We start from the raw sequence: 26,451 nt of genomic DNA on the forward strand, positions 1-26,451 counted from the left end.
TATGCGCGAGGTGACCCTTCGGATCCGTCACCGCGGCGGGCCGGAGTCAGAGGTGAGCGCCCGCCACCCGGAGGTGACGCTGCGGTCGGTCTCGTCAATGACCGGGCGGGGAAGCGAGCGGAAGCGGATCGTGGAGCTCCGCGGACCGACCGCGGAGGTCGAGTCGTTCGTCGAGGAGTTCCGCGCGGCCGACGACGTCGTGGCGGCGGAGCCGCTCTCGCCGGTCACCGGCAACCACGCCTACGTGGCGGTGGTGATCGACAGCGACGGCTGGGAGGGGATCCGCGAGCGGCTCTCGGAGCTGGGGATCCACTACCGGACCGGGACGACCATCGCCGGCGGGATCGAGCGCTGGACGGTGTACATCGAGGCCGACGACGACCTCTCGGCGGTGATCCGCGAGCTGGAGCGCGGCGGCAACGACGTCGAGCTCGCGCGCAACGTCGAGCTGTCGTCGATCGATCGACCCCCGGGGCTGCCGGCGTCGGGTATCCTCGACGGCCTCACGTCGAGACAGCGGGAGGTGCTCGCCACGGCGATCGCGGTCGGCTACTACGACCACGGGGGCGGCGTGGGCGTCGAGGACGTCGCGGACGAGCTCGGGCTCGGGTCGACGACGGTGTGGGAGCACCTCTCGCGGGCGGAGTCGACGGTGATGAACGCCCTCTTCGATCGGTTCGAGGGGTAGCGGTGCCCGTCGAGAGGCCGCGGCGCAACTCACAACCCCTCCTCCGTCGAAGGAGGGGCATGCCCGCGACCCTCGACACCGGCGTCACGCTCGTCCGCAACGCGACCCTTCTCGCGACTGTCGGCGAGACGACCTTCCTCGTCGACCCGCTGTTCGCGCCGCGGGGCGCGTTGCCGCCGATCGACGACACGCCGAACGACCGAGCGAACCCCCTCGTTCCGATGCCCGACGTCGACCTGTCGCACGACGCCGTGATCGTCACCCACCGACATCCCGACCACTTCGACGACGCGGCGAAGGCAGAACTCGAATCGGACGTCCCGCTGTTCTGCCAACCCGCCGAGACGGGGGCGTTCGCCGACGAGGGGTTCACCGACGTGCGCCCCGTCGAGGACGCCGGGTCGTTCGCGGGGGTCACCCTCCACCGGACCCCCGGCCGTCACGGGCACGGCGAGCTGGCCGAAAAGATGGGCCCGGTCTCCGGCTTCGTCCTCGAGGGCGACGAGACGCTGTACCTCGCCGGCGACACGGTCTGGTACGAGCCGGTCGCGGAGACGCTGGACCGGTTCGACCCCGACACCGTCGTGCTCAACGGCGGCGCGGCGCGATTCAATCAGGGGGAGCCGATCACGATGGGGGTCGACGACGTCGCCGCCGTGCGCGAGGCCACCGACGCCGCGGTCGCCGTAGTCCACATGGAGGCGATCAACCACTGCCTGCTGTCGCGGGAGGAACTCCGGTCGGAGACCGAGGGTGTTCTCGTTCCCGAGGACGGCGAGGAAATCGAGTTTTAAGCGCGTAGCTATCGAAAGAGCGGCGTTCCACAGGAGGTCCGGGTGCGAGAATCGAACCCGCGTCTCAGCCTCCACAAGGCTGAAGGATAGTCCACTACCCTAACCCGGACACGCGTCGATATCTATCCCGCTTTGATAAATAACCGTTACGACTCCCGGACGGGCGTGTGACGCGGTGCCGTCCGGAAATTGGCCGCGCTCAGTCCCGTTCGGCCGGCGTCCCGGCATCGTCAACGACCACGCCGCTTTTACTGCCGGCCGCCGTAGCCCGCGGCAACCGTGGCGTTCACCGATAAGATCTACGTGAAGAACCACCGGCAGCTCGCCTCCCAGCTGGAGACGAACATTCCGAAGGGCGCGTTCGCCGGCGCCACCCTCGACATGCTGTTCACCGGCGACGGGCTCTCGAAGCTTGACTCCACGACTCAAGACCGGATTCTGGACTTCGCCGAGGATTTCCTCGACTGCGACTGTCAGGCGAACCCCTACTGCGGCTGTCCCGAGGAGAAGTTCATGCGGTACGTGTTGGAGCTCCGCGCCGAGGGGCTCGGCCCGCAGGCGATCGTGGACGTGATGACTGACGACTACATGGTGTACGCGTACACCGGCGACGTGCTCTCGTTCCTCGACGACTCGGTGCGGAACCTGGAGGCCGTCGAGACCCTCGCGGACGTCGAGGGCGACGAGGAGATGTCCGATCGAGCGCGGCGAGCGAAGCGCGAGTTATCGGGATAAGACGCGTATCGGTACCGCGGTTCTGTTGATGTCGTCGGTGGTTTATAACCCGTTACCGGCGACTGCGCGACGGACGGCTACGGAATCCCAGTTGTCCACATATAACTGAATGATTGTGGATCGGTGGAGAACGCTCACAAAGCCCCAGTCGCTTGTTTATAACTGAATGACTGTGGATCGGTGGAGAACGCTCACAAAGCCCCAGTCGCTTGTTTATAACTGAATGACTGTGGATCGGTGGAGAACGCTCACAAAGCCCCAGCCGCTCGTTTATAACTGAATGACTGTGGATCGGTGGAGAACGCTCACAAAGCCCCAGCCGCGAGGACTCGCGCGACTCGCTGCGCGCTTCAGTCGCTCACTCCGTTCGCTCCTTCCAGTGCTTGCGTCGTCGTGCTTCGCCCTCGCGACTGCCCCTTTGAGTCCCACCCAACCGCACAGCACCGCGCCTCACGCCTCCCCAGCCTCGTCGGCCGCCCTCCGCGTCGCTTCGAGCGGCCGACTCCAGCGAGGGACCGAAGGTCCCTCTGGCAGCCGGCGCGACGCGCCGGCGACCTCGCGCGTGCTGCTCGCGGCCGGCAGGCCGCTCGCAGGCACGCGCCACCGCGATTATTTATAAATATCGGAGCCGGTTTCCAGCCGATCGTCTTCCCGGCCGCGTAGAGCCTCCGAACGGTCTAAGTGCGCTCGCGCCTGAACTCGGGTAATGAGTCTTCGGCCCGCGTGGCTGACCTTCAGGCGATACGCGGCGGCGACGACGGGGATGACGCTGACGCTGTTCGCGATCGGCGTCTACACCGCGGCGACCGGCTCCGGGCTGGCGTGCGAGGCCCAGTGGCCGCTCTGCTCCGACCAGCTCATCCCCGCGATGACGATCAACCCCGACTTCATCGAGTGGTTCCACCGCGCGTGGGCGATGGTCACCGGCTTCCTCATCATCGGGACCGCGGGCTGGACGTGGCTCGGGAGCTTCGACCGGCGGACCCGACTCGCGGCGACGCTCGCGGTCGTCATCCTCCCGCTGCAGATCACCGTCGGCGCGATCACCGTCACGGTCGGCGGGCTCGTCCCCGGCGGCTACGCCGTCTCGACGCACGCGGCCCACCTCGTCGTCGCGCTGACCATCTTCACGCTGCTGGGGCTGGCGACCGTCTGGGGCGGCGGGGGCGGCCGGGGATCGGCGCGGCTCCTCCGAGTCGCGGCGACCGTCGGCGTCGCCGGGATCGCCGCCAGCGCGGTCTTCTCGCGGGCGGTCCCGTTCGTCACGTACTCGCCGGGCGCGCAGGCCGGCTTCTACGCCGCCGGGCTCGCGGGCCACCTCGGGCTCGTCGCGACGGTCGCGTTCGCCACCGAAGCGGTCCGGTCGGGCTACCCCGGCGTGAGCGCCTCAGCGGCCGGCACGGTCCGCTTCCTCGCCGCGGGCGCGATGGCCGCGCTCGTCGCGACGCTCCTGCTGGGCCGGGATCTGGTGTTGTACACCCCGGGTTGGGAGCGGCTCAACCTCGCCGCGCTGAGTGTCGCCGTCGCGCTCGCTGCGGCCGCGGCGTGGGTCGCGCGCGACGGCGACGACGCTGGAGCCGCGACGGAGCCGATCGGCGGCGACTGAGCGCCTCCGGGGCCGAGCGCTCCCGGAGGCCGTTTTTTCCGATCTCCCGGACCGACCGAGCGCTGTTCGAGAGACGCCGATCGGCGACGGGACCGACGCTCCGCCCGCGGAGGAAAGGTTAAAATCGCTTCCCGTTCTCTCACCGGTATGTCATATCGCACGGAGACCGACGTGAGTCGTCGAACGTATCTGAAGTTGACCGGCGGCGCCGGCGCCGTCGGACTGACCGGCGTCGCCGGCTGCCTCGGCGACGGCGGAGACGGCACGACGATCACCCCGGGTACCGCGCCGGGGTTCCCCCCGTTCGAGATGCAGGAGGACGGGGAGCTGATCGGCTTCGACATCGAGCTGCTCGAGGCCGTCGTCGGCGAGACCGAGTACGAACTCGGCGAGTGGGCGACCTTCGAGTTCGACTCGCTCATCCCGGCGCTCACTCAGAACGAGGAGATCGACGTGATCGCGGCCGCGATGACGATCACCGAGGAGCGCCAGGAGACGATCGCCTTCTCCGACCCGTACTGGGAGTCCGACCAGGCGATCCTCGTGCGCGGGGGCGGCGACTTCCAGCCGTCGGGCTGGGAGGACTTCGAGGGCGTCAGCGTGGGCGCGCAGTCGGGAACGACCGGCGCCGACCAGGTCCAGTCGAACCTCGTCGAACCCGGCATCGTCGCCGAGGACGACTCCAGGACGTACGGGAGCTACGTCCTCGCGGTCGAGGACCTCGAGAACGGCAACATCGACGCCGTCGTCGTCGACAACCCGGTCGCCGAGACGTTCGCGGCCAACCGCGACGTGACGATCGCGTTCGTCGAGGAGACCGGTGAGGAGTTCGGATTCGGTCTCCGGCAGGGCGAGTCCGACTTCCAGTCGGCGCTGAACGACGGCCTCGCGACCGTCCGCGACGACGGGGCGTACGAGGAGATAACCAACACCTGGTTCGGGCAGGAGTAGGATGTCGGTCGCGGGGACGCTCGCGCTCGCGGCGGCCGAGAGCCTCGGCGCCGTAGCGAGCGAGTCAGCCGTCGGGGCCGCCCCCGCGTTCATCGGCGAGGCCGCCGACTGGGAGTTCGTCTTCAGGAACGCGGACTACCTCGGGGTCGGCGCCCTGTTGACGATCGGGCTCACGGTCGCGTCGATCCTCCTCGGCTTCCTCGTCGGCTTCCCGGCCGGCGCGGTCGAGGTGTACGGCGACGGCTCCCTCAAGCGGGCGGTCAGCGTCGCGGGGGTCGTCCTCCGCGGGACCCCCATCGTCGTGATCCTCATCGTGATGTACTTCGTCGTCGGGGTCCCGCAGATCAACCTCGGGGTCGCCTCGGTCTCCTCGGCGGTCACTGCCGGGATACTCGGCCTCGGCCTCCGCAGCGCCGCCTACCAGTCGCAGATCTTCCGGGCGGCGCTGTCGAGCGTCGACGCCGGCCAGCTGGAGGCCGGCCGCTCGATCGGGCTCTCGCGGTTCGAGGCGGTCCGACACGTCGTGGTCCCGCAGGCCCTGCGCCGGTCGCTCCCGGGATTCCAAAACGAGTTCACCATCGTGTTGAAGGACACGAGCATCGTCTTCGCGATCGGCCTCGCCGAGCTGTTGACCCGCGGGTACGACCTGTTCTCGGAACAGACGACCGCGGTGCTCGAAGTGATCCTCTTCATCAGTGCAATCTACTTCGTCCTCACGTTCACGACGAACCGCGCGCTCGACCGCCTCGGCGACCGCTACGCGATCCCGGAGGGGGAGTCGGCGTGAGCGATGACGACTTCCTCCGGGTGGCCGACGTCTCGAAGTGGTACGGCGACGAGCAGGTGCTCGAGGACGTCTCCTTCGAGATGGACCGCGGCGACGTCACCGTCCTGATCGGCCCGTCCGGCTCCGGCAAGTCGACGATGCTGCGCTGCGTCAACCGGCTCGCCGAGGCACAGGAGGGGTCGATCCTGCTCGACGGGGAGGAGGTGCTCTCGCCCGACCTCGACGTCGACGACCTCCGCCGGGAGGTCGGCATGGTGTTCCAGGGGTTCAACCTGTTCGCGCACCTGAGCGCACGCGGCAACGTCGCGCTCGGCCCCCGCCGGGTCCTCGGCCTCTCCGACGCCGACGCCGGGGAGCGGGCGGAGGAACAGCTCGACCGTGTCGGGCTCGCCGACCAGCTCGACTCCTACCCCGCGGAGCTGTCGGGGGGTCAGAAACAGCGGGTCGGCATCGCCCGCGCGCTGGCGATGGAGCCGAAGCTGATGCTGTTCGACGAGCCGACGAGCGCGCTGGACCCGGAGCTCATCGGCGAGGTGCTGGAGGTGATGCACGGGCTCGTCGACGAGGGGATGACGATGCTCGTCGTCACCCACGAGATGAGCTTCGCCCGCGAGGTGGCCGACGAGGTCGTGTTCCTCGACGAGGGGCGCGTCGTCGAGCGGGGACCGCCGGACCAGCTGTTCGAACGACCGGACGAGGAGCGGACCGGCCGCTTCCTCGAGCGGATCGCGAGTCACGACTGATGGCGAGCGCGACGAGACCCACGACGGTCCGGGAACGCGTGGCGGAGTCCGACCGGTCGGTCGGCCGGCTCCTCCTCGTCGCCGCCGGCGCGCTGTTCTGGGGCTGGCTCGTCGTCAGCTGGGTTAACCGGTGGGTCGGCGGCGTCCTCGTGCCGGTCGGCCAGCCGCTCGTCCCGCCCGGAGCCGTCGAGGCGACCCTCGCCGGCGTTCCCGGGCTCGCTGCGTACGCGGCCGACGCCGCGTTCGTGGTCGAGCTCACGCCCGAGTTCGCGCGGGGGACGTGGCTCACCGTCGTGATCACTGCGGTGAGCCTCGGCCTCGGCTTCGTCATCGCCGTCCCGTTGGCGGTGACGCGGGTGTACGGCCGGGTTTCGGCGTGGGTCTCGCTCGCGTACACGGAGCTGTTGCGCGGCACGCCCCTCCTGGCGCAGCTGTTCGTGCTCTACTACGGGCTCAACCTCGCGAGCTACGTCCCCGGCGCGCTCTCCGGCGTCTTCGCGCGCAACGTCGTGTGGGTGGCGATCCTGGGGTTCACGCTCAACGGCGCCGCCTATCAGGCGGAGTACATCCGCGGCGCGTTAGAGAGCGTCGAGGAGGGGCAGATCACCGCCGGCCGCGCGATCGGTCTCTCGAAGCTGGAGACGATCTACTACGTCGTGCTCCCGCAGGGGCTCCGGTACGCGATCCCGTCGTGGACCAACGAGTTCGTCTACCTCATCAAGTACTCGTCGCTGGCGGCCTTCATTACGGTGCCTGAGCTGTACTACCGGGCCGACCAGATCGCCTCCGAGACGTTCCGGTACACGCTCATCTTCGTTCTCACCGGCGTGATGTACCTCGCCCTGGTCCTCACCGCCTCGAAGGTGATGGCGCGCGTCGAGGGCGCGGTCGCGATCCCCGGGCTGGGCGCTGAGCGAGGGGAGTGAGCGGCGTCATCTCGCGAACTCCGTGACGACCTCGACGCCGTGCACCTCGTACTCGCCGAGCGCGGCGAGGCGGTCGGAGACGTCCGAGAGACTGACCTCGTCGCTCACGAGCGCGCCGGGGTCGACGTCGGTCGCCTCGACGAGCGCGAACAGGTCGTCGTAGCTCGTCGGCGGCATCCCGCGCGAGCCGAGGAACGACACCTCCCAGCGGGTCATCCAGTCGGTCGGGAGCGACACCTCGCCGCGCTCGGTCTCGGTGGTCAGCCCAACCTGGACGTGGCTCCCGCGGGGTCGCACGGAGCGGACCGAGTTCCGGCAGGTCTCGGCGATACCCAGCGCGTCGACGGAGACGTCGGCGCCGCCGTCCGTGAGGTCTCTGACGCGGTCGGGGACCCCGCTCTCGTCCCCGCCGCCGTCGGACTCGATTTCGGCCGGGTTCACGAGCTCGTCGGCGCCGATGTCGCCCGCGAGCGAGAGCGCGGCGTCGTCGACGTCGACGGCGAGGACCCGGGCGCCGAGCGCGTCGCCGAGCTGTATCGCGGAGAGCCCGACGCCGCCGCAGCCGTGGACCGCGAGCCACTCGCCCCCGCTCAGGCCCGCCCGCTCGGCGAGCGCGTGGTAGGCGGTCATGTACCGACAGCCGAGCGCGGCCGCCGCGGTCGCCTCGAGCCACGAGGGGCGCTCGACGAGGTTGTAGTCGGCGGCCGGGACCGCCACCCGCTCCGCGAAGGCGCCGGGGGCGTCCGGCTCGAAGCCCAGCGCGCGTCCATCGGCGCAGACGTTGCCGGCGCCCCGCCGGCAGTACGGGCAGACGCCGTCGCCGAGCGAGAAGGGGACGACGACCCGGTCGCCGGGCGCGAACCGGTCGACGGACCGGCCGACGGCGACCACCTCGCCCGCGGGCTCGTGGCCGAGTACCTGCCCGCGCGGGACGCGGTCGTCGGCCCACTCGCCGTGCCCCATCCAGGCGTGCCAGTCGCTCCGGCAGACGCCGCAGGCCGCCACGCGGACCACGGCCTCGTCCGGTCCGGGCTCGGGGGCGGGGACGTCGCGGACCGCCAGCGGCTCGCCGTACTCGCGAAGGATCGCCGCGCGCATGCCCGGGGAGACGGAGCGGAGCGGGGTAAAACCCTCCCGAACCGGGACCGGACCGGACCGATCGGGGTCGGAGCCCTGGCGTCCGACTCGCATTCCATTCTTGATAAAACGAGCCACAGCGTGGAAACGCAGACTCGGCGTTCGACTCGAGACGCCCTCTTCGGCCTCCCAACGTTAATTTCGCGGAGAGACGGGTTTGATATCGAAAGTCAGACAACTGATAGTTAAATAAGGTTTAATATCCTACAATACTCCGGTAGAAACGTGACTTCCCCGACAGCGCGTCGACCCGGTATCGCCTATCGGCGGCCCGACGCCGACCCGAGTCGGCTCGTCGTCGAGGCCGCCGGCGATCCGCGGTTGGACGTCGACGCCCTCCCCCGAACCGACTGGTTGGAGTCGACGGTCGAGGCCGACCGCGAGCGCCTCCGATCGGCCCTCGACGGCGGAGCCGTCGACGTCACCTACCGCCTCGCGATCGGCGACGACGAGAGTCCCACGTGGGTCCGGGAGTACGGGCGCCCGGACGGGAGCGGCGACGTCGTCGGCTACCTCCTCCCGGCGAGCGAACGGACCGAGCGCCGCCGTCTGGAGCGCCAGCGCGAGCGCTCGGAGGAGTTCGCCAGCGTCGTCTCGCACGACCTGCGGAACCCGCTCTCGGTCGCCGTCGGCAACGTGGAACTGGCGAAGGAGCTCGACGGCGAGGCGGCCGACGAGCGGCTCGATCGCGCCCACGACGCGTTGGACCGGATGGACGACCTCATTTCCGACCTCCTGGCGCTCGCCCGCAAGGGGCGGTTCGTCGAGGAGACCGCGACGGTCGACCTGCGCTCCGTCGTCGACGCGGCGTGGCGCACGGCGGGGACCGCTCCCGACGTCGCGCTCGTCGTCGAGGACCCGCTCCCGGCGGTCGAATGCGACCGCAGCCGCCTGCAGGAGGCGTTTGAGAACCTCTTTCGAAACGCCGTCGAACACGGAGCGCCGGACGGCTGCTCGCCGAGCGACGTGTCCAAGGAGGCCGAAACGGACGCCGCTGGCGACGGTACCGGGGGCGACGGCGCGTCGACGAACGCGTCGCTTCGAGTCTCTGTCGGTTCGCTCCCGGGCGGGTTCTACGTCGCCGACGACGGGGTCGGAATCGATCCGTCGGAGCGGGAGTCGGTGTTCGAGCCGGGACAGACGACCGCGGAGGACGGCACCGGATTCGGACTGGCGATCGTCGAGCGCATCGTCGAGGCCCACGGCTGGTCGGTGTCGGCCACGGAGAGCCGGGCTGGCGGCGCGCGGTTCGAGTTCGACGGGGTCGACGTCGTCGAGGGCGAGCCGACGGGGGCAGACGAGCGAAGCGTCGCGACCGAGTCCGGCGGCTCACCGCCGTCGACGGAGTAGCGGCGGGGGTCACGGCGGCGCGCGTTCAGACGAAATCGCTCAGCCCGGCCTGCCCGTCGTCCTCGCTGTCTCCGTCGTCCGCGTCACCGGTGTCGCCGGCGTCGTTCGCCGTCTCCGCGGGGTCTCCCACGGGATCCGAGCCGCCGTCAGCGCCCGCATCGCCAGTCCCCTCTGCGCCGGCGCCCGGTCCCTCTGCCGCCCGCGCGCCGCCAGCGAACGCGCCCTCGGCGTGGTCCTCCATGCGCTCCTCTCGGAGCGCCTGCGCGTCCTCGACGATCGACGCGACCTTGTTTGTGGACTCTCCGGAGCCGGTGACGAAGGCCACGCCGGCCTCGTCGAGGTCGTAGGCGGCCGCCATCGCGACCGTCAGCTCGCGGGGCTTGCAGTGGTGGGTGACGGTCTCCAGGAACGGGAGCACCTCGCGGCGCGCGGTCGCGACGCTGCAGCCGCTTCTGGCCGCAATCTGTCCGACCACCTCGTCGGCGGTCGCGTCCGAAGACGACCAGAACTGCGGCCGGCCGTAGCGCGTCCACCCGCCCTTCTCCCCGTCGCGGGCGGCGGCGACCCCGGCGGCCGCGTTGTCGGTCGCGTAGCGCCAGTAGGTGTAGTTCTGCGTGGCGCGCACGCGGCCCAGCCAGACGTCGGCGTTGGCGAGGAAGTCGTAGGCGCGCACGGCCTCCATCGGCTCGTACACGTCGAGGACGTTGTTCTCGATCCACCTCGTGAGGTCGTCGGGGGTCTCGTCGACTGCGTACGCCGACTGCAGCGCCTCCTCCGCCGATTCCTCTTTCAAGACCGCGTCGAGGAACGGGAACAGCCCGAGCGCCTTGTCGCGGTCGCCGGTGACCACGTCCTCGACCGCGATCGAGTCGCGCCCCTCCGTGGCCGCCTGCAGGTCGTTGATCGCGCCGCGGAGATCGCCGCGGTTGCGCTCGGCGATCCGTTCGAGCGCGTCCGACTCGAATTCGATGTGTTCCTTCCGGCAGATGTCCCGCAGCACCGGGACGATGGACCGCGCGGAGACGTCGCGGAACTCGATCTCCTGGGTTGCGTTCCGGAGCCCGCGCGCCATGTCGTAGTAGTCGTTGGCGATCAAGACGATCGGCTGGCCCGACTCCTTGACCAGCTCCGTGATCGCCGAGGCGCCCCCGCGGTCGTAGTTGCCGTGGATGTTGTCGGCCTCGTCCAAGACCACGAGCTGGCGGGAGGCCGTGTCGCCGCCGGTCGCCCCGCCGCCGGCCGCGCTCCCGCCGAGGGTGGCGTTGCGGGCGGCCCGCCCCGCGAAGCGCTCGATGACGTCGGCGGTGCGCTGGTCGGAGGCGTTCAGCTCGACCGTCTCCCACTCCATGTCGTTCGCGAGCGCGTGGGCCGCGCTCGTCTTCCCGACGCCCGGGCTCCCGTGGAGGACGACGGCCTCGCGGTGGTCGTCCCACGAGCGCGCCCAGTCCGCGAACGCGTCGCGGGCCTTGTCGTTGCCGCGGACCTCCGAGAGGGTACTCGGGCGATACTTCTCCGTCCAGTCGGCCATTACCGGAGCAAAGAGCGAGTCGCGTTTAGTGGTTCCGGAGCGTCACTCGTCGAGCGCCGCACTTCTCGCTTCCCCTCGAAGTTCGTCGGCGCTCTTCGCGACATCCGCGAACTCGTCTCTGAGCGCGTCAAGCGGATCGTCGGCAAGCGGAATCAGTTTGATTCCGTGGCGAAGTCCGACGATGCGGTAGCGATCGCCGTATCGGTCCCGAAGGTCCTTCGCAAGCGTGAGACGACCACGTTCGTCGACCGGTTTCTCGGACATATCCGGGTATTTATATGGTGCCGAGATGCGTTTTTCGTGATACAGAGTCCGCTAACGCTCTCCAGCGCGGTGCTCGGTGAAAATTGAGTGGGACCGCTGAGAGTCGAACTCAGGTCATACGGACCCCATCCGCATAGGATACCACTACCCCACGGTCCCCGTCTGCACGCGAAAAAATGAGAGTGCGGTAATTAAGCACTTCGTTTCACTCGTCGTCGTCCTCGCGCGGAACCACCAGATCGCTGCCGACGGGGACGGTCGGCTCGTGCTCGTTACACCGGATCGGCGCGGACGATCTTATAAAAGAACGCGTTCCAGCGAGACGACGACGCCCGACTCGGCGTCGGGGTCGCCCACGAGCCGACCGAGACAGACCGCGACGCCGTCGGAGGTGTGGCAGGCGACGAGCGACGGGTCGTCGTCGGTCCCCACCGGCTCCGCGCCCGACTCCGCCTCGATGACTCCGGGCGCGTACACCGGCGCGCCGGTGGCGACGTTGCGCGCGGCCGAGGGAGCGATTGTGACCGACGGGAGGTGCACCAGCGCCTCCTCGGCCGGTCGGACGACCTCGCGAAGCAGCGACTCGTCGCCCTCGCGCGCCCACGCGAGGCCGTCGACGAGGTCCTGTAGCGCGCGGAGGTCGCCGTCGTCGAAGGGGTCGGTGGCGGTCCGGCGGAGATGGCCCATGTGGGCGCCCACGCCGGTCGCGAGGCCGATGTCGTGACACAGCTTTCGGACGTATGTCCCCGACTCACACCGGATCCGGAAGAGCGCCTGCCGGTCCCGAACCTCCAACACGTCAAGCCTGTGGATCGTCCGTGTCCGGAGCCGACGGGTCACGGCGCTCTTCCGCGGCGGCTTCTGGTAGATCTCCGCCTCGAACTCGCCGGCGACCTCGCGGAAGTCGCCCGGGGCCGGGCCGTGAAGCTCCAGCACCGAGACGTACTCCTTGCTCCCTTCGAGGAACACCTGCGCCGCCCGGGTCGCGTCGCCGGTGAGGGTCGGCAGACAGCCGGTGACCTTCGGGTCGAGGGTCCCGGCATGGGCGACGCCGTCGATCGGCTCGCCCTCGGGGTCGAGCGCGTCGAGGGCCTCGTTGATCGCGTCGCGCACCCACGCGGAGAGCTGGTGCGAGGAGGGGCCGGCGGGCTTGTCGACGTTGACGACGCCGAACCGGAGCAGCTCGGGGACGGAGCGCTCGCCGGGCGGGGCCCGGAGGGGGTCGCCGGCGGAACCGGCGGAGGCAGTAGCGGGGTCGTCGGCGTCGTCGGCTGTGTCGGTCATCTTGGAGTAGCGTCTCGTCGCGAACTCAGAAGTCGTAGCTCACGCCCTCGATGGGCGTCTTCCCCTCGTCGTCGTCGGGGTCGTGCGCGTCGACGGTGGCGACGAGCACGTCGAGGAAGCGCTCGGGCCCCCAGCGGGCAGTGTTGTACGCGGCGTCGTAGATGGACAGATCGTCGATGTCGATGTCGTAGAGCTCGCGGTACCGCTTGCGCTCGGAGTCCTCGCGCCGCTCCGTCTCGGCCCGCGCGCGGTCGACGGGCTTGGCCTCGCGCTCGGCGATCCGCTCGGCGCGGACCGCGATCGGGGCGTCGAACCAGAACCGGAAGTCGGCGTGATCGGCCGCGAGCCACCCGGCGAGCCGCGACTCCAGGACCAGCTCGTCGCGCGTCGCGGCGATCTCGCGGAGGCGGCCGTCGAGCTTGTGATCGAACCGGGGGTCCTCCTCGGCGAACTCGTTGAACTCGACCGGCGTCATGTCGCGTTCGGCCGCCATCTCGCGGAAGATGTCGCCGCCGGAGACGTGCTCCACGCCGAGGCGTTCGGCGAGTCCCGCGGCGTTCGTGCTCTTCCCGCTACCCGGCGGGCCGGAGACGGTGATCAACATATCGCTACTGCGCGGCTGTCGTTCAAAACGGTTGTCGTTCGTCCGTCGCGGGTGACTCGCTCTCGCCGTCGCTCCCGCGGGGACGGCACCTCCCGCTACGGGTCCCGCGTCGCCGCGGTCATCGACCAGACGGCGACGAGGCCGAGCAGGACGGCGGGGACGAACGGGAGCGCGAGGTACGTGGCGAAGAACGGCAGCCCGAACCAGCCCGCGGCGTACGGGTAGAGGTAGATGATCCCGGGGATGACGAGGACGCACGTGAACAGCACGGCCGTCAGCGCCCACCCCTTCCGGCCGAAGCCGTCGGCGGTCGGCGCTTCGCTCGCCGACGTCTCGCCGTCGTGTCCGTCCGGGACGTGGACGTAGCCGCCGTCCGCGCTTCCGTCCGCGTCGGTCTCAGAGCTCACTATCCGGTTTAACCACTACCTTGCCAAAGCCCTCACGATTCTCGATCATCTCGTGGGCGCGCGCGGCCTCGCTCATCGGAAGGGTGTCGCGAACGCGCGGCTCGAAGGTGCCGTCCCAGACGAAGTCGAGGACGTCGTCGACTTCCCCGGGCGTCGCCATCGTCGAGCCGATGACCGACAGCTGGTTCCAGAAGATGCGGTTGAGCCCCGCGTCCGGGTTCGGTCCGGTGGTGGCGCCGCAGGTGACGAGCCGACCGCCCTTCGCCAGCGACTTCAGGGAGTTCGGGTAGGTCGCCTCGCCGACGTGGTCGACGACGACGTCGACGCCGCGGCGGCCGGTGAGCTCCGAGACCTCCTCGGCGAAGTCGTTCGTCTCGTAGTCGATGACGTGGTCGGCGCCGCACTCCTCGGCGTGCGAGAGCTTCTCCTCGGTGGAGGCGGTCGCGAACACCTCACAGCCCGCGTGGTCGGCGATCTGGACCGCCGCGTGACCGACGCCGCCCGAGGCGCCGAGCACGAGCACCGACTCGCCCGCCTCGATGTCGGCGCGGGTCTGGAGCATCCGCCACGCGGTCTGGAAGACGAGCGAGGCCGAGCCCGCGACCTCCCAGTCGACGCCCGACGGGACCGGCACGAGGTTCTCGGCGGGGACGGCGGCGCGCTCGGCGTGGACGCCGCGGACGTGTTCGCCGATGATGTGGAACGAGGGGCACAGCGACTCCCCGCCGTGGCGGCAGAACTCGCACTCGCCGCAGGAGACGCCGGCGCTCACGGCGACGCGGTCGCCGGGCTCGAAGCGGGACACCCCTTCGCCGACGGCCTCGACGACGCCGGCCGCGTCGCTGCCGGGGATGTGCGGCATCCCGAGGTCGATTCCGGGCATCCCGCGACGCGTCCAGATGTCGAGGTGGTTCAGCGCGCCCGCCTTGACGTCGACGAGGACCTCGCCGCGGTCGGGCTCGGGGTCCGGGAACTCGCCGTACTCGATCACGTCGCGGTCGCCGTGGGAGTCGAACTGGACGGCCTTCATGGATCTGCTCACCCGCGGCACCCACTAAACAGTACGCCAAACGGAACCGCCTCGCGCGAGCCGCCGCTCCCCGCGAGGATTCGCGCCCCTCCGTGTTAACCACTCTCGGCCGTGCGAACCGGCCGCATCCGTCTCGGCCCTTTCGTGATGTTTAAGTACCGAAAGCGGGACCGTACTGATGCACGAACTGCAGGGGCGTCGGGTCCCGAGTCCACGAGGGCGATGATACAACGCGGGTTGCGGTAGCCAAGCCTGGCCCAAGGCGCAGGGTTGCTAACTCTGTGGCGTCACTGCCTCCGGGGTTCGAATCCCCGCCGCAACGCTCGAACGGACCGAGTACCGCCGGATTCGCGCCGGTAGGCCTCACCACAACCAACACATGAGCACGGAAGAATCACAGGACGACTCACCGGAGGAGGAGGAAGACCTCCAGTACTTCGTCCGGATCGGGGGCGCTGACCTCGACGGGACGAAGACGGTCGAGCGAAGCCTGTCCGAACTCGACGGCATCGGCACGCGCACGGCGCGGCTGGTCGCCGAGAAGGCCGACGTGGACCGAAACGCCACGTTCGGGCTCCTCGACGAGGGCGACATCGACGCGGTGGTCGACATCGCGGAGAACCTCGAAGACCACGTCCCGTCGTGGATGACGAACAGACAGAACGACTTCTACTCCGGAGAGACGACGCACCTCGTCGGCACCGACGTCAGCGAGAAGCGCCGGCACGACATCAACCGGATGAAGGTCATCAAATCGTACAAGGGCGTTCGCCACAAGCGCGGCCAGAAGGTACGCGGCCAGCGCACGAAGTCCACGGGGCGGTCCGAGGGCACCATCGGCGTCAACGTCGAGGAGATCCGCGAGGAGATGGCCGAAGAAGAAGCGGAGGGTGACGACGAATGAGCACCGGCAAAAACACCAAAGGCTACGAGACGCCGAACCACCCGTATCAGGGCGAGCGCATCGCCGAGGAGTCCGACCTCCTCTCGCGGTACGGCCTGAAGAACAAAGAGGAGTTCTGGCGCGCCCAGTCCGAGCTGCGCAGCATGCGACGCGAGGCGCGTCGCCTGCTCGGCGAGGCCCAGGGCGACGTCGACGCCGCCCAAGAGGCCGGCGCGGAGTTCGTCGCACGGCTCCGCCGCATCGGCATCCTCGGCGACAACGACGACATCTCCGCGGTCCTCTCGCTGGACGTGACCGACCTGCTCGAGCGCCGCCTCCAGACGGTCGCCTACCGGCAGGGGTTCGCGTCCTCGACCCAGCAGGCCCGACAGTTCATCGTCCACGGCCACATCACCGTCGACGGCGCCCGCGTCACGCGCCCCTCGGTGAAGGTCGACGTGGACGACGAGGGCGTCATCGCCTTCGACGAGACGAGCCCGCTCGCGGACGATCTCCACCCCGAGCGCGCGGAGTCACAGGAGTAAGCATACATGAGTGAATCCGAGGACGGAAAGTGGGGCATCGCCCACGTCTACGCGTCGTTCAACAACACGCTCATCACGGTCACCGACGAGACAGGCGCCGAGACGATCGCCAAGTCGTCCGGCGGCACCGTGGTGAAGCAGAACCGCGACGAGGCGTCGCCGTACGCCGCCATGCAGATGGCGGAGGTCGTCGCCGAACGCGTCAAGGACGCCGGCCTGGAGGGCGTGCACGTTCGCGTGCGCGGCCCCGGCGGCAACCTGAACAAGTCCACCGGTCCCGGTGCGCAGGCGACGATCCGCGCGCTCTCGCGTGCGGGCGTCGAGATCGGCCGGATCGAGGACGTCACGCCCATCCCGCACGACGGGACGAAGGCGCCGAAGAACAAACGAGTCTGACATGACGGAAGACGACTTCGACGTCCAGTACGTCGAACGGGACGAACGAAGCGCGCGGGTGCTGATCCGCGGGCTCACGCCGGCGTTCGCCAACGGCATCCGCCGCGCGATGATCGCCGACGTCCCGACGTTCTCGATCGACACCGCCCGGTTCGTCGAGAACTCCTCCGTCATGTTCGACGAGATGATCGGCCTCCGACTGGGGCTGGTGCCCCTGAAGACGCCGCTCGACGACTTCGAGGTCGGCGACGAGGTCACCCTCGCGCTCGACGTCGAGGGACCGGCGACGGCGTACTCCGGCGACATCGAGTGCGCTGACCCGCTCGTCGAGGTCGCCGACGATAACGTGCCGATCATCGAGCTGAAGGAGGGACAGCGGCTGGAGTTCGAGGCGGACGCGGTGCTGAACACCGGCAAGGAGCACGCCAAACACCAGGGCGGCGTCTCGGTCGGCTACCGCCACCTCCAGCGCGCCTCGGTCGAGGGCGACCGCGGGGAGTTCGACGACGACGAGCCGCGGATCCTCCGCGGCGTCATCGAGGCGCCCGACGGGTCGATAGAGCTCACCGACGAGTTCGACAACGACCTCTCGGAGCGGTTCCCCGGGAAGGAGGTCGCGGTCGAGGACGTCCCCGGCGCGTTCGTCTTCCACATCGAGACGGACGGGTCGTTCAGCGTCGAGGAACTGCTGCTCCGCGCGATCGACTCCATCGAGGAGCGCGCGGACGAACTACAGACGAAAGTCGCGGTCTAACGTAATGACGGACCTTCAAACCGCACGCTCGGCGCTCGCCCCTGCACGGAGTCGCGACGCCGGGACCGAAAGTGGTTTGAAGGGAGCCGAGTTACGCAGGAGTGCACGCAGGGATAGCCAAGTCAGGCCAACGGCGCAGCGTTCAGGGCGCTGTCCTGTAGAGGTCCGCAGGTTCAAATCCTGCTCCCTGCACTCCGTTTTCACGAACTCTCCGATTCAGGAGGGACAGCTATGAGTAGCAAGACGAATCCGAAACTACAGAACCTCATCGCCGATCTGAAGTCGGTCTCGCGCGATTCCGGTGCCAACGTGTGGCAGGATATCGCCGACCGACTGGAGAAGCCACGGCGCACGCACGCTGAGGTCAACCTGGGCCGCATCGAACGGTACGCTCAGGAAGACGAGACGGTCGTCGTCCCCGGCAAGGTGCTGGGCAGCGGTGTGCTCGAAAAGAACGTCACCGTCGCCGCGGTCGACTTCTCGGGAACGGCCCGCACGAAGATCGACCAGGCCGGCGAAGCGGTGTCGCTAGAACAGTTCGTCGAACAGAACCCCGAAGGGACCAACGTCCGGGTGATTCGATGAGCATCGCGAAGATCGACGCGGACGTCGTCGTCGACGCCCGCGACTGCATCCTCGGTCGCGTCTCGTCGAAGGTCGCACAGCGCGTCCTCGACGGCGAGACGGTCGCCGTCGTCAACGCCGAGCACGCGGTCATCACCGGCAACGAGGAGGCGACGATGGAGACGTACCACACCCGCGCGGAGATCGGCTCCGACAGCGGACCGTACTACCCCAAGCGCCCCGACCGGATCTTCAAGCGTGCCATCCGCGGCATGCTGCCGTACAAGACGGAGGACGGCCGCGAGGCGTTCTCGAACGTCCGCGTCTACGTGGGCAACCCCTACGAGCGCGACGAGGATGCCGAGAGCGTCGTCCTCGACGGCACCTCGCTCGACCGCCTCTCGAACATCAAATTCACGACGCTCGGAGAGATCTCCGAGTCTCTGGGAGCCAACGTCACATGGTAACTAACACCTCAGGCAAGAAGAAGACGGCCGTCGCCCGCGCCACGGTGCGCGAGGGCGAGGGTCGCGTTCGCATCAACTCCCAGCCAGTCGAGCTGGTCGAACCGGAGCAGGCGCGACTCAAGATGCTTGAGCCGTTCCGCATCGCGGGCGACGAGCTCCGCGACGGCGTCGACATCGACATCAACGTCGAGGGCGGCGGCTTCAGCGGCCAGGCCGACGCGACGCGGACCGCCATCGCGCGCGGTCTCGTCCAGCACCTCGGCGACGCCGAGCTGCGCGACGCGTACATGAGCTTCGACCGCACGCTGCTGGTCAACGACGTGCGCCAGTCCGAACCCAAGAAGTGGGGCGGACCCGGCGCGCGTGCCCGTTACCAGAAGTCCTACCGCTGAGGTGATCCAGTCATGATGATCCCCGTCCGGTGTTTCACGTGCGGTAACGTCATCGGTGAACACTGGGAGGAGTTCAAGGAGCGCGCCCGCGAGGGAGACGAGGACCCCGGTGAGGTGCTCGACGAACTCGGGGTCGACCGGCACTGCTGCCGCCGGATGATGGTCAGCCATCGCGACCTCGTCGACGTCGTCTCGCCGTACCAGTAACAATGTCAGGACAGCGATACAATCGATACGAGAAGGCACGCATCCTCGGCGCCCGAGCGCTGCAGGTGTCGTACGGAGCGCCCGTGCTGATCGACACGGACCAGACGGAGCCCATCCTCGTCGCCGCCGAGGAGTACGACGCGGGCGCGCTCCCGTTCACGGTCCGGAGGGAGTCCAACTGATGACCCGAATCACCAGGGTCTCGCTGCGCCGGGTGCTCGACTCGCGGGGGAACCCGACCGTCGAGGCCGACGTGCTCACCGAGTCCGGCGGCTTCGGCCGCGGGGCGGCGCCCAGCGGGGCGTCCACCGGCGAGTATGAGGCGATCGAACTGCCCGCCAGCGAGTCGATCGCGAAGGCCCGCGAACACGCGGTGCCTCGGCTCGAAGGGCAGTACGCCGGCGATCAGCGCGCCGTCGACGCCGCGCTCCGCGCGGCCGACGGCACGGACGACTTCTCGAACATCGGCGCCAACAGCGCCGTCGCCATCTCGATGGCGGCCGCCAAGGCCGCCGCCGACGTGCTCGGGGCCCCGTTGTACCAGCACCTCGGCGGCGCGTTCCGCGGCGAGAACTTCCCGATCCCGCTCGGCAACGTCGTCGGCGGCGGGGAGCACGCCAAGGAGGCGACCCACATCCAGGAGTTTCTCTCGGCGCCCGTGGGCGCGCCCAGCGTCTCGGAGGCCGTCTTCGCGAACGCCGCGGTCCACGCGGCGGTCGCGGACGTGCTCGACGAGCGGGGCGTGCCGGCCGCGAAGGGCGACGAGGGCGCGTGGGCGCCACCCATCTCGGACGCCGAGGCGTTCGAGGTCGTCGAAGAGGCGGTCGCCCGCGTCGAGGACGACGTGGGCTTCGAGATCCGCTTCGGGCTCGACATGGCCGCCGCGGAGCTGTACGACGACGACCGAGAGGCGTACGTCTACGGCGACGAGACCAAGTCGGCCGGCGAGCAGATCGAGTACGTCGCCGGCCTCGTCGACGAGTACGACCTCGCGTACGTCGAGGACCCGCTCGACGAGAACGATTACGCGGCGTTCGCGGAGCTGACCGACCGGGTCGGCGACCGGACGCTGATCTGCGGCGACGACCTGTTCGTCACCAACGTCGAGCGGCTCCGGGAGGGAATCGAGACCGACGCGGCAAACAGCATCCTGATCAAGCCGAACCAGATCGGGACGCTGTCGGACGCGTTCGACGCGGTCGAACTCGCCGCCCGCAACGGGTACGAGACGATCATCTCCCACCGTTCGGGCGAGACCGAGGACACCACGATCGCACACCTCGCCGTGGCGACCGACGCCGGGTTCATCAAGACCGGCACGGTCGGCGGCGAGCGCACCGCCAAGCTGAACGAACTGGTCCGCATCGCGGACGACGCGGTATGACGGGCCCACACCACGCATGAGCGAAGACAACGACGCGGTCGAACTCGACGACGACGCGGAGACCGAGGCGGTCGACGCGGCGGTCGAGGAGGAGGCCGACACGACCGAGGAACCGACCGCCGACGCGGCTGCCGACGGGGCGTCCGCCGACGCCGAAACTGAGGCATCCGCCGACGCCGAACCCGCCGAGGGCGACGACGCCACGGAAGCGGACGAGGAGGAGGCCTCCCCGTTCGACGACGACGTCATGCCCGACGACGACGTCGACCTGCTGATCCCCGTCGAGGACTACCTCTCCGCCGGTGTCCACATCGGGACTCAGCAGAAGACGAAGGACATGGAGCGGTTCATCCACCGCGTCCGCGACGACGGCCTGTACGTGCTCGACGTGAGCACGACGGACCAGCGGATCCGCACCGCCGCGGACTTCCTCTCGAACTACAACCCCGAGCAGATCCTCGTCACGTCCTCGCGGCAGTACGGCCGGTTCCCGGCCGAGAAGTTCGCGGACGCCATCGGCGCCCGCGCCCGCACGGGACGCTTCATTCCCGGGACGCTGACGAACCCCGACTACGCCGGCTACATCGAGCCGGACGTCGTCGTGGTGACCGACCCGATCGGCGACGCGCAAGCCGTCAAGGAGGCCATCACCGTCGGCATCCCGGTGATCGCGATGTGCGACTCCAATAACCAGCTGTCGAACGTCGACCTGGTCATCCCCACCAACAACAAGGGTCGACGCGCGCTGTCGGTCGTCTACTGGCTGCTCGCTAACGAGACGCTCGACCGCCGCGGCGCCGACACCGTCTTCGCCCTCGACGACTTCGAGGACGAGCTGTAGCCGACCTTCGACGTCGAGTTCGACTTTTCGGACGCTTCGGTCCCGCAGAGCCGCCGCTCTTCTCGTTGCTGTCGCGGTATCGAACCGCGTGGACGGGGCAACCCGAGAACGTCGCCGCGATCCGGGAGCGAGCCCGCTCTGTGACCTTCAGATGATATCCGGCGTGTACGGGTACGCGTACACTTGGCCGTCGTTGGCTCTCACCGTGGCGATCAGTACCAACACGACGTCTATCACGCCGATGAGCGGGAGCAGCAGGATTCCGATGAAGACGAAGCTGAGGAGTCCGGCGACGACAAGCGCGACGAAGACGACGATCTGGAAGTTGAGCGAGTTCTTGGCGTTCCGTCTGGCCAGTTCGTCGTCGTCGTCCGCGAGCACGAGGAACAGCAGCGGCCCCAGGAACGAGGCGACCAGCGCCGACGCGTGCGCGAGGGCGGCGAGAGTCGTGTCTCCGGCGACCGCTTCTCTGTCACCCGCGTCTGTTTGGGAGGACATATCATGAACGTCTCAGACTGAATAAATAAATATTGGGTCGCTTGTCCCGCCCGTCCCGCTCCGCCGGGGCTCAGCTCTCGTCGGCTACATTATGGGTCCAGCGCGACTCGATCTCGCGGTTCGCCAAGACGACGCGGTCGCCGGCGTCCGTGTCGATCCGGGTCTTCCGGAGCTCGATCGCGGCGACCGTCCCGGTCACGCCCTTCGCCTCGACCCGGTAGCCCGGGTTGAAGTCGGGGTCGCGCAGGAGGTAGACGCCCGCCACGGTGCCCTCGATCATCTCGGAGAGCGCGTACGAGACCCCCAGTGCGATGAAGCCGACGGCGGTGCCGAGGCTCGCCGCGATGTCGCCCATGCCGAGGACCTTCAAGAACGTCAGCGCGACCCCGAACCACAGGAAGATCGCCGTGAGCGTGACGATGAGGTCGCCGACGAGCTCGCGGTCGCCGACGTACACCCGCCCGACCGAGGTCCGGACGAGCGAGAGGACGATCCGGACCGTCACGGACGCCAGCGCGAGGAAGACCAGCCCCGAGAGCAGTCGCGGTATCGCGGCCGCCACGCCGTCGACGAAGTTATCGATCGACCGCGCGAGCAGCGACGGTATCTGCGTCATGCCCCACGCGAGGCGGGGCGGCGAAGAAAAAGCAGGGGATCGAGAGACCGCCGCGGCCGCGCGAGTCGCGGGGGGCTCGACAAGCGCAACGCCTGTAAGCCCACGGAGAGAGTTGGTTCGTATGACCGTCTGTGAGGCGCCGGGGAAGGTGTACCTCTTCGGCGAACACGCCGTCGTCTACGGTGAGCCGGCCGTGCCGGCGGCGATCGAGCGTCGCGCCGCGGTGACCGCCGAGCCGCGGGCGGACGACCACGTCCGCGTCGAGGCCGAGGACCTCTCGCTCGACGGGTTCACCGTGGAGTACTCCGGCGGCACCGACGACCGTCCCGACGTCGACGTGCCGACGCCGCTGGTCGAGGCCGCGATGGGGTACGTCGACGCCGCGGTGCGGCAGGCCCGGGACGCGGCCGACGCGCCGGACGCCGGCTTCGACATCACCGTCGAGAGCGACATCCCACTGGGGGCCGGGCTCGGCTCGTCCGCGGCCGTCGTCGTCGCGGGGATCGACGCGGCGACGCGGGCGCTCGGAGCGCCGCTCGACCGCCGCGAGCTTGCCGACCGCGCGTACCGCGCCGAACACGACGTGCAGGAGGGGCAGGCCTCCCGCGCCGACACGTTCTGCTCGACCATGGGCGGCGCGGTCCGCGTCGAGGGCGACGACTGCGAGCCGGTTGCGGCGCCGAACCTCCCGTTCGTTGTCGGCTTCGACGGCGGTGCTGGCGACACCGGCAAGCTCGTGGCCGGGGTCGGGGAGCTCCGCGAGGAGTACGGGTTCGCGGCCGACACCATCGAGTCGGTCGGCGACGTCGTCCGAACCGGCGAGGCGCTGCTGGCCGACGCCGTTCCAGAGGGGGAGCCCTCGCCGGAACTGCTCGCGGAGCTCGGCGAGCTAATGGACTTCAACCACGGGCTGCTCGCCGCGCTCGGGGTCTCGGCGCGCTCGCTCGATTCGATGGTGTGGGCGGCTCGGGACGCGGGCGCGCACGGGGCGAAGCTCACCGGGGCCGGCGGCGGCGGCTGTATCGTCGCGCTCGACGCGAGCGACGCGACCGAGACCGCGCTCTCGTTCACCCAGGGCTGCGAGGAGGCGTTCCGCGCCGAGCTGGCGACGGAGGGCGTCCGGGTGGTGGAGCCGTGACGGGCGACGGCGCGTCCCGCGACGCCGACGACGCCACGCCCCCCGTCGTCCTCAAGCTCGGCGGGAGCCTGATCACGGAGAAGGACCGGCCCGAGACGCTTGACGACGACGCCCTCCCGGCCGCCTGCGACGCGATCGCCGACGCCCTCGCCGACGGGGCGGTCGAGCGCCTGGTCGTCGTCCACGGCGGCGGGAGCTTCGGCCACCACCACGCGAGCGAGCACGGCGTGTCGACGACCGCGGGGACTCGCGATCCGGCGGCCGTGATGGACGTCCACGGCGCGATGACGGCGCTGAACCGGGCGGTCCTGGACCGACTCCACGAACGCGACGTACCCGCGGTGCCCGTCCACCCGCTGTCGCTGTCGGCCCGTCCGGCGGGGGCCGACGGCGACCTCGACCTGCCGCTCTCCTCGACGGCGACGCTGCTCGGCGAGGGGTTCGTCCCGGTGTTCCACGGCGACGGCGTCGCGACCGCGGGCGAGGGAGTCACCGTCGTCTCCGGCGACGAGCTCGTTGCCGAGCTCGCGGCGGGGCTGGGGGCTCGTCGAGTCGGCGTCTGCTCGACCGTACCCGGCGTCCTCGACGCCGACGGCGCGGTGATCCCCGGGATCGACTCGTTCGACGCGGTCGCCGACGCGCTCGGCGCGAGCGACGCGACCGACGTCTCGGGCGGGATGGCGGGGAAGGTGCGGGAGCTCCTGGCGCTCGACGCGCCGGCGCACGTGTTCGGCGCCGCGGGGCTCGCGCCGTTCCTGCGCGGCGAGGCCGCCGGCACGCGGATCGACTGATCGGCTGACAGAACCCTTATTCGCCCCACCGCCCTCCGTCCGGGCATGAACGAAGCGGACGTGCGGGAGCGGCTCGCCGACGTGCAGGACCCCGACCTCGGGGGCGACATCGTCTCGCTCGGTCTCGTGAACGACGTCGCCGTCGAGGGGGAAGGCGGCGCCGGCGGGACGGTCACCGTGTCGCTCGCGCTCGGCGCCCCCTTCTCGCCGCACGAGTCGGAAATCGCGGCCGACGTCCGGGCGGCGCTCGCGGACACGGACTTCGACGTGGAGCTGTCGGCGTCGATCCCGGACGAGCTGGACGCGGACGAGCAGGTGTTACCGGGCGTCAAGAACGTGATCGCGGTCGCCTCCGGGAAGGGCGGGGTCGGGAAGTCGACGATGGCCGTCAACGTCGCGGCCGGGCTCTCGGAGCTCGGCGCGCGCGTCGGCCTCTTCGACGCCGACGTGTACGGGCCGAACGTCCCGCGGATGGTGTCGGCCGAGGAGCACCCGCAGACGGACGGCGAGACGATCGTCCCGCCCGAGCGCTTCGGCGTGAAACTGATGAGCATGGACTTCCTCACCGGGGAGGACGACCCCGTCATCTGGCGCGGGCCGATGGTCCACAAGATCATCACCCAGCTCGTCGAGGACGTGGAGTGGGGCGAGCTCGACTACCTCGTCATGGACCTGCCGCCGGGGACCGGCGACACCCAGCTCACGATCCTCCAGACCCTCCCGCTGACGGGCGCCGTGATCGTCACGACGCCCCAGGAGGTCGCGCTCGACGACGCGGTGAAGGGCCTCCGGATGTTCGGCAAACACGACACGAACGTGCTCGGGATCGCCGAGAACATGGCGGGGTTCCGGTGTCCGGACTGCGGCGGCTTCCACGAGATATTCGGCTCCGGCGGGGGGAAGGCGCTGGCACAGGACCACGAGCTCCCGTTCCTGGGCGGTGTCCCGCTTGACCCCGCGGTTCGGACCGGCGGGGACGACGGCGAGCCGGTGGTCTTAGCGGAGGGCGAGACGGCGGACGCGTTCCGGGTGATCGTGGAGAACGTCGCGAACAACGCCGGCGTGGTGCGCCGCCGCGGGGCGAGCGAGGAGCGATGAGCGGGGAGGGTGGCGGTGAGGGTGGAGAGGAAGGTGAAAGCGAGCCCGACGCCCTCGACGCCGCCGGCGTCGACCCGGTCGTCCCCGAGTCGGCCGCAGATGCGGCGGCCGGGGAGTTCGCCGACGACGACGAGGTCCGGGCGTTCCTCCGCGAGGTGGCTGGAGACGTGCGCGGCGACAGCTCCGAGAGCAAGCAGCTCTCCGCGATCCTCTACCGCGTGTCGGATTTATACGACCCCAACGAGCAGACGTCCCCCGAAGAGATCTACCTGAACGTCCGACACATCATGCGGATCAACGCGCAGGGCGGGATCGAGCGATAGGACGGGGTTGGTGGTTAGGTGGCAGGCCGAGAGGGTTCGTCGATCGCTTTTAAATGGATGCTACGGGCGCTGCGGTGAAGACCTCCAAAGCCCCAGCCGCGAGGACTCGCGCGACTCGCTGCGCGCTTCAGTCGTTCGCTACGCTCACTCCCTCCAGTGCTTACGTCGTCGTGCTTCGTCCTCGCGGCTGCCCCTTTGAATCCCGCCCCGCACGGCACCGCACCTCACGCCTCCCCAGCCTCGCGGTTCGCGCTCTCCGAGCGCTCACCGCGTCCAGCGAGGGACCTCCGGTCCCTCTGGCAGCCGGCGCGTAGCGCCGGCGACCTCGCGCGTGCTCCTCACCCCCTTCGGGCGGTCGGAGGCACGCGCCACCGCAGTTCGTTCATAAACAATCCACTCCGATTTCGGCGTCACAGAGGAACAAGGAGGGAACCCACGGCTTCATACTGATTAGGTCTAACGACGTGCTGATCCGTACCTCTGATGAGAGCTGCTGAACCGACGCTTCTTGACACCGTCCCTGAAACTATTTGCAGTAACCAATATCAGTCGTGGGTTACGGAGAATCAAGGAGAAAGCCCCGTGCTTTAGCGCGGGGATGAATCCGACAGTATTCTACATCAACCACGACCACCGCCCCGGTCGGATGTTTTAACTAATCGTACGTGTTTACCCTGAGAAGGATTTCGGCACTCTCTCGTAGGTTGCCCCTGACCTAAC

The 26,451-nt window shown here is 69.3% G+C and carries 33 protein-coding genes and 4 tRNA genes; 26 read left to right on the forward strand and 11 right to left on the reverse strand.

Annotated elements, in window-relative coordinates; all coding sequences use genetic code 11:
• Position 1: 1 nt before the first annotated feature.
• Both N5096_RS02345 and N5096_RS02350 read left to right on the forward strand, forming a co-directional pair.
• Positions 2-688 (forward strand): helix-turn-helix domain-containing protein, encoded by a 687-nt coding sequence (locus N5096_RS02345; RefSeq protein ID WP_267662732.1) that lies wholly within the window; start codon positions 2-4, stop codon positions 686-688.
• Between the two features lie 59 nt (positions 689-747).
• Entirely contained in the window at positions 748-1,482 is a 735-nt protein-coding gene (locus N5096_RS02350) for an MBL fold metallo-hydrolase (protein WP_267662733.1), read from the forward strand.
• A 36-nt stretch (positions 1,483-1,518) separates the two neighbouring features.
• Here N5096_RS02350 and N5096_RS02355 read toward each other — a convergent pair.
• Positions 1,519-1,591: transfer RNA gene (locus tag N5096_RS02355), tRNA-His, on the reverse strand.
• Positions 1,592-1,761: 170 nt separating this feature from the next.
• Here N5096_RS02355 and N5096_RS02360 point away from each other — a divergent pair.
• The 6 genes from N5096_RS02360 (at position 1,762) to N5096_RS02385 (ending at position 7,230) form a co-directional block, all read left to right on the forward strand.
• Complete coding sequence (locus tag N5096_RS02360) at positions 1,762-2,217, forward strand: DUF5814 domain-containing protein (protein WP_267662734.1); 456 nt, start codon at positions 1,762-1,764, stop codon at positions 2,215-2,217.
• Between the two features lie 763 nt (positions 2,218-2,980).
• Positions 2,981-3,823: a COX15/CtaA family protein gene (locus N5096_RS02365; protein WP_267662762.1), complete on the forward strand. Its 843-nt coding sequence runs from the start codon at positions 2,981-2,983 to the stop codon at positions 3,821-3,823.
• A 147-nt stretch (positions 3,824-3,970) separates the two neighbouring features.
• A complete protein-coding gene (locus N5096_RS02370; protein WP_267662735.1) occupies positions 3,971-4,774 on the forward strand; it encodes a basic amino acid ABC transporter substrate-binding protein in 804 nt (267 codons plus the stop codon).
• 1 nt (position 4,775) lies between these two features.
• Entirely contained in the window at positions 4,776-5,561 is a 786-nt protein-coding gene (locus N5096_RS02375; protein WP_267662736.1) for an amino acid ABC transporter permease, read from the forward strand.
• Positions 5,558-6,304, forward strand: a complete 747-nt coding sequence (locus tag N5096_RS02380) for an amino acid ABC transporter ATP-binding protein (protein ID WP_267662737.1) — start codon at positions 5,558-5,560, stop codon at positions 6,302-6,304. The genes N5096_RS02375 and N5096_RS02380 overlap by 4 nt, the downstream gene beginning before the upstream one ends.
• Positions 6,304-7,230: an amino acid ABC transporter permease gene (locus N5096_RS02385; protein ID WP_267662738.1), complete on the forward strand. Its 927-nt coding sequence runs from the start codon at positions 6,304-6,306 to the stop codon at positions 7,228-7,230. Before N5096_RS02380 ends, N5096_RS02385 begins: the two co-directional genes overlap by 1 nt.
• 6 nt (positions 7,231-7,236) lie before the next feature.
• On the opposite strand, the gene N5096_RS02390 is transcribed toward N5096_RS02385, so the two are convergent.
• Complete coding sequence (locus tag N5096_RS02390; RefSeq protein ID WP_267662739.1) at positions 7,237-8,328, reverse strand: zinc-dependent alcohol dehydrogenase family protein; 1,092 nt, start codon at positions 8,326-8,328, stop codon at positions 7,237-7,239.
• Between the two features lie 264 nt (positions 8,329-8,592).
• On the opposite strand from N5096_RS02390, the gene N5096_RS02395 reads away from it, so the two are divergent.
• Positions 8,593-9,717, forward strand: coding sequence for a sensor histidine kinase (locus N5096_RS02395; RefSeq protein ID WP_267662740.1), 1,125 nt, complete (start codon positions 8,593-8,595; stop codon positions 9,715-9,717).
• Positions 9,718-9,742: 25 nt separating this feature from the next.
• Here the strand turns inward: N5096_RS02395 and N5096_RS02400 are convergent, their stop codons facing one another.
• The 7 genes from N5096_RS02400 to N5096_RS02430 form a co-directional block, all read right to left on the reverse strand.
• A complete protein-coding gene (locus N5096_RS02400) occupies positions 9,743-11,245 on the reverse strand; it encodes a replication factor C large subunit (protein WP_267662741.1) in 1,503 nt (500 codons plus the stop codon).
• Positions 11,246-11,287: 42 nt separating this feature from the next.
• Positions 11,288-11,509: an AbrB/MazE/SpoVT family DNA-binding domain-containing protein gene (locus N5096_RS02405; protein WP_267662742.1), complete on the reverse strand. Its 222-nt coding sequence runs from the start codon at positions 11,507-11,509 to the stop codon at positions 11,288-11,290.
• Positions 11,510-11,597: 88 nt separating this feature from the next.
• Positions 11,598-11,668, reverse strand: a tRNA-Pro gene (locus N5096_RS02410).
• A 138-nt stretch (positions 11,669-11,806) separates the two neighbouring features.
• Positions 11,807-12,793: an RNA-guided pseudouridylation complex pseudouridine synthase subunit Cbf5 gene (locus N5096_RS02415; protein ID WP_267662743.1), complete on the reverse strand. Its 987-nt coding sequence runs from the start codon at positions 12,791-12,793 to the stop codon at positions 11,807-11,809.
• Between the two features lie 25 nt (positions 12,794-12,818).
• The gene (cmk, locus tag N5096_RS02420) at positions 12,819-13,397 is read right to left on the reverse strand and encodes a (d)CMP kinase (RefSeq protein WP_267662744.1); all 579 of its coding nucleotides are present in this window, start codon (positions 13,395-13,397) and stop codon (positions 12,819-12,821) included.
• 95 nt (positions 13,398-13,492) lie between these two features.
• Positions 13,493-13,804 (reverse strand): DUF7977 family protein, encoded by a 312-nt coding sequence (locus N5096_RS02425; protein ID WP_267662745.1) that lies wholly within the window; start codon positions 13,802-13,804, stop codon positions 13,493-13,495.
• A complete protein-coding gene (locus tag N5096_RS02430; protein ID WP_267662746.1) occupies positions 13,794-14,834 on the reverse strand; it encodes a zinc-binding dehydrogenase in 1,041 nt (346 codons plus the stop codon). The genes N5096_RS02425 and N5096_RS02430 overlap by 11 nt, the downstream gene beginning before the upstream one ends.
• 236 nt (positions 14,835-15,070) lie before the next feature.
• Here N5096_RS02430 and N5096_RS02435 point away from each other — a divergent pair.
• The 13 genes from N5096_RS02435 (at position 15,071) to rpsB (ending at position 21,267) form a co-directional block, all read left to right on the forward strand.
• Positions 15,071-15,156: transfer RNA gene (locus N5096_RS02435), tRNA-Ser, on the forward strand.
• A gap of 57 nt (positions 15,157-15,213) precedes the next feature.
• Positions 15,214-15,738 carry a 30S ribosomal protein S13 gene (locus N5096_RS02440; protein WP_267662747.1) on the forward strand — a complete coding sequence of 175 codons (525 nt, stop codon included), beginning with the start codon at positions 15,214-15,216 and terminating at the stop codon, positions 15,736-15,738.
• Positions 15,735-16,262 (forward strand): 30S ribosomal protein S4, encoded by a 528-nt coding sequence (locus N5096_RS02445; protein WP_267662748.1) that lies wholly within the window; start codon positions 15,735-15,737, stop codon positions 16,260-16,262. The genes N5096_RS02440 and N5096_RS02445 overlap by 4 nt, the downstream gene beginning before the upstream one ends.
• Before the next feature lie 6 nt (positions 16,263-16,268).
• Positions 16,269-16,658: a 30S ribosomal protein S11 gene (locus N5096_RS02450; RefSeq protein ID WP_004046448.1), complete on the forward strand. Its 390-nt coding sequence runs from the start codon at positions 16,269-16,271 to the stop codon at positions 16,656-16,658.
• Position 16,659: 1 nt separating this feature from the next.
• Positions 16,660-17,412 (forward strand): DNA-directed RNA polymerase subunit D, encoded by a 753-nt coding sequence (locus N5096_RS02455; protein ID WP_267662749.1) that lies wholly within the window; start codon positions 16,660-16,662, stop codon positions 17,410-17,412.
• 107 nt (positions 17,413-17,519) lie between these two features.
• Positions 17,520-17,604, forward strand: a tRNA-Leu gene (locus N5096_RS02460).
• Between the two features lie 39 nt (positions 17,605-17,643).
• Complete coding sequence (locus tag N5096_RS02465; RefSeq protein ID WP_267662750.1) at positions 17,644-17,997, forward strand: 50S ribosomal protein L18e; 354 nt, start codon at positions 17,644-17,646, stop codon at positions 17,995-17,997.
• Complete coding sequence (locus N5096_RS02470; protein WP_267662751.1) at positions 17,994-18,443, forward strand: 50S ribosomal protein L13; 450 nt, start codon at positions 17,994-17,996, stop codon at positions 18,441-18,443. Before N5096_RS02465 ends, N5096_RS02470 begins: the two co-directional genes overlap by 4 nt.
• Positions 18,437-18,835, forward strand: a complete 399-nt coding sequence (locus tag N5096_RS02475; RefSeq protein ID WP_092564721.1) for a 30S ribosomal protein S9 — start codon at positions 18,437-18,439, stop codon at positions 18,833-18,835. Before N5096_RS02470 ends, N5096_RS02475 begins: the two co-directional genes overlap by 7 nt.
• A gap of 12 nt (positions 18,836-18,847) precedes the next feature.
• Positions 18,848-19,042, forward strand: a complete 195-nt coding sequence (locus N5096_RS02480; protein WP_267662752.1) for a DNA-directed RNA polymerase subunit N — start codon at positions 18,848-18,850, stop codon at positions 19,040-19,042.
• Between the two features lie 2 nt (positions 19,043-19,044).
• Complete coding sequence (locus N5096_RS02485; protein WP_049930742.1) at positions 19,045-19,224, forward strand: DNA-directed RNA polymerase subunit K; 180 nt, start codon at positions 19,045-19,047, stop codon at positions 19,222-19,224.
• On the forward strand, positions 19,224-20,426 hold the full coding sequence (gene eno, locus N5096_RS02490; RefSeq protein WP_267662753.1) for a phosphopyruvate hydratase: 1,203 nt from the start codon (positions 19,224-19,226) through the stop codon (positions 20,424-20,426). The genes N5096_RS02485 and eno overlap by 1 nt, the downstream gene beginning before the upstream one ends.
• A 16-nt stretch (positions 20,427-20,442) precedes the next feature.
• Positions 20,443-21,267 (forward strand): 30S ribosomal protein S2, encoded by an 825-nt coding sequence (gene rpsB, locus N5096_RS02495; protein ID WP_267662754.1) that lies wholly within the window; start codon positions 20,443-20,445, stop codon positions 21,265-21,267.
• A 147-nt stretch (positions 21,268-21,414) separates the two neighbouring features.
• Here rpsB and N5096_RS02500 read toward each other — a convergent pair whose 3' ends face one another.
• A complete protein-coding gene (locus tag N5096_RS02500) occupies positions 21,415-21,765 on the reverse strand; it encodes a DUF4870 domain-containing protein (RefSeq protein ID WP_267662755.1) in 351 nt (116 codons plus the stop codon).
• 70 nt (positions 21,766-21,835) lie between these two features.
• A complete protein-coding gene (locus tag N5096_RS02505; RefSeq protein ID WP_267662756.1) occupies positions 21,836-22,381 on the reverse strand; it encodes a mechanosensitive ion channel domain-containing protein in 546 nt (181 codons plus the stop codon).
• Positions 22,382-22,502: 121 nt separating this feature from the next.
• Between N5096_RS02505 and mvk the strand changes: the two genes are divergently transcribed.
• Genes mvk through N5096_RS02525 form a run of 4 tightly spaced genes read left to right on the forward strand, consistent with a single transcriptional unit; the run spans position 22,503 to position 25,731 of the window.
• The gene (mvk, locus tag N5096_RS02510) at positions 22,503-23,519 is read left to right on the forward strand and encodes a mevalonate kinase (RefSeq protein ID WP_267662757.1); all 1,017 of its coding nucleotides are present in this window, start codon (positions 22,503-22,505) and stop codon (positions 23,517-23,519) included.
• The gene (locus N5096_RS02515; protein ID WP_267662758.1) at positions 23,516-24,310 is read left to right on the forward strand and encodes an isopentenyl phosphate kinase; all 795 of its coding nucleotides are present in this window, start codon (positions 23,516-23,518) and stop codon (positions 24,308-24,310) included. The genes mvk and N5096_RS02515 overlap by 4 nt, the downstream gene beginning before the upstream one ends.
• 45 nt (positions 24,311-24,355) lie before the next feature.
• The gene (locus N5096_RS02520; RefSeq protein WP_267662759.1) at positions 24,356-25,408 is read left to right on the forward strand and encodes an Mrp/NBP35 family ATP-binding protein; all 1,053 of its coding nucleotides are present in this window, start codon (positions 24,356-24,358) and stop codon (positions 25,406-25,408) included.
• Positions 25,405-25,731 carry a DUF7976 family protein gene (locus N5096_RS02525; RefSeq protein WP_267662760.1) on the forward strand — a complete coding sequence of 109 codons (327 nt, stop codon included), beginning with the start codon at positions 25,405-25,407 and terminating at the stop codon, positions 25,729-25,731. The genes N5096_RS02520 and N5096_RS02525 overlap by 4 nt, the downstream gene beginning before the upstream one ends.
• Positions 25,732-26,451: the final 720 nt, after the last annotated feature.

Origin of the sequence: Halorubrum yunnanense, assembly GCF_026586675.1 — an archaeon.
Lineage (GTDB): Archaea > Halobacteriota > Halobacteria > Halobacteriales > Haloferacaceae > Halorubrum > Halorubrum yunnanense.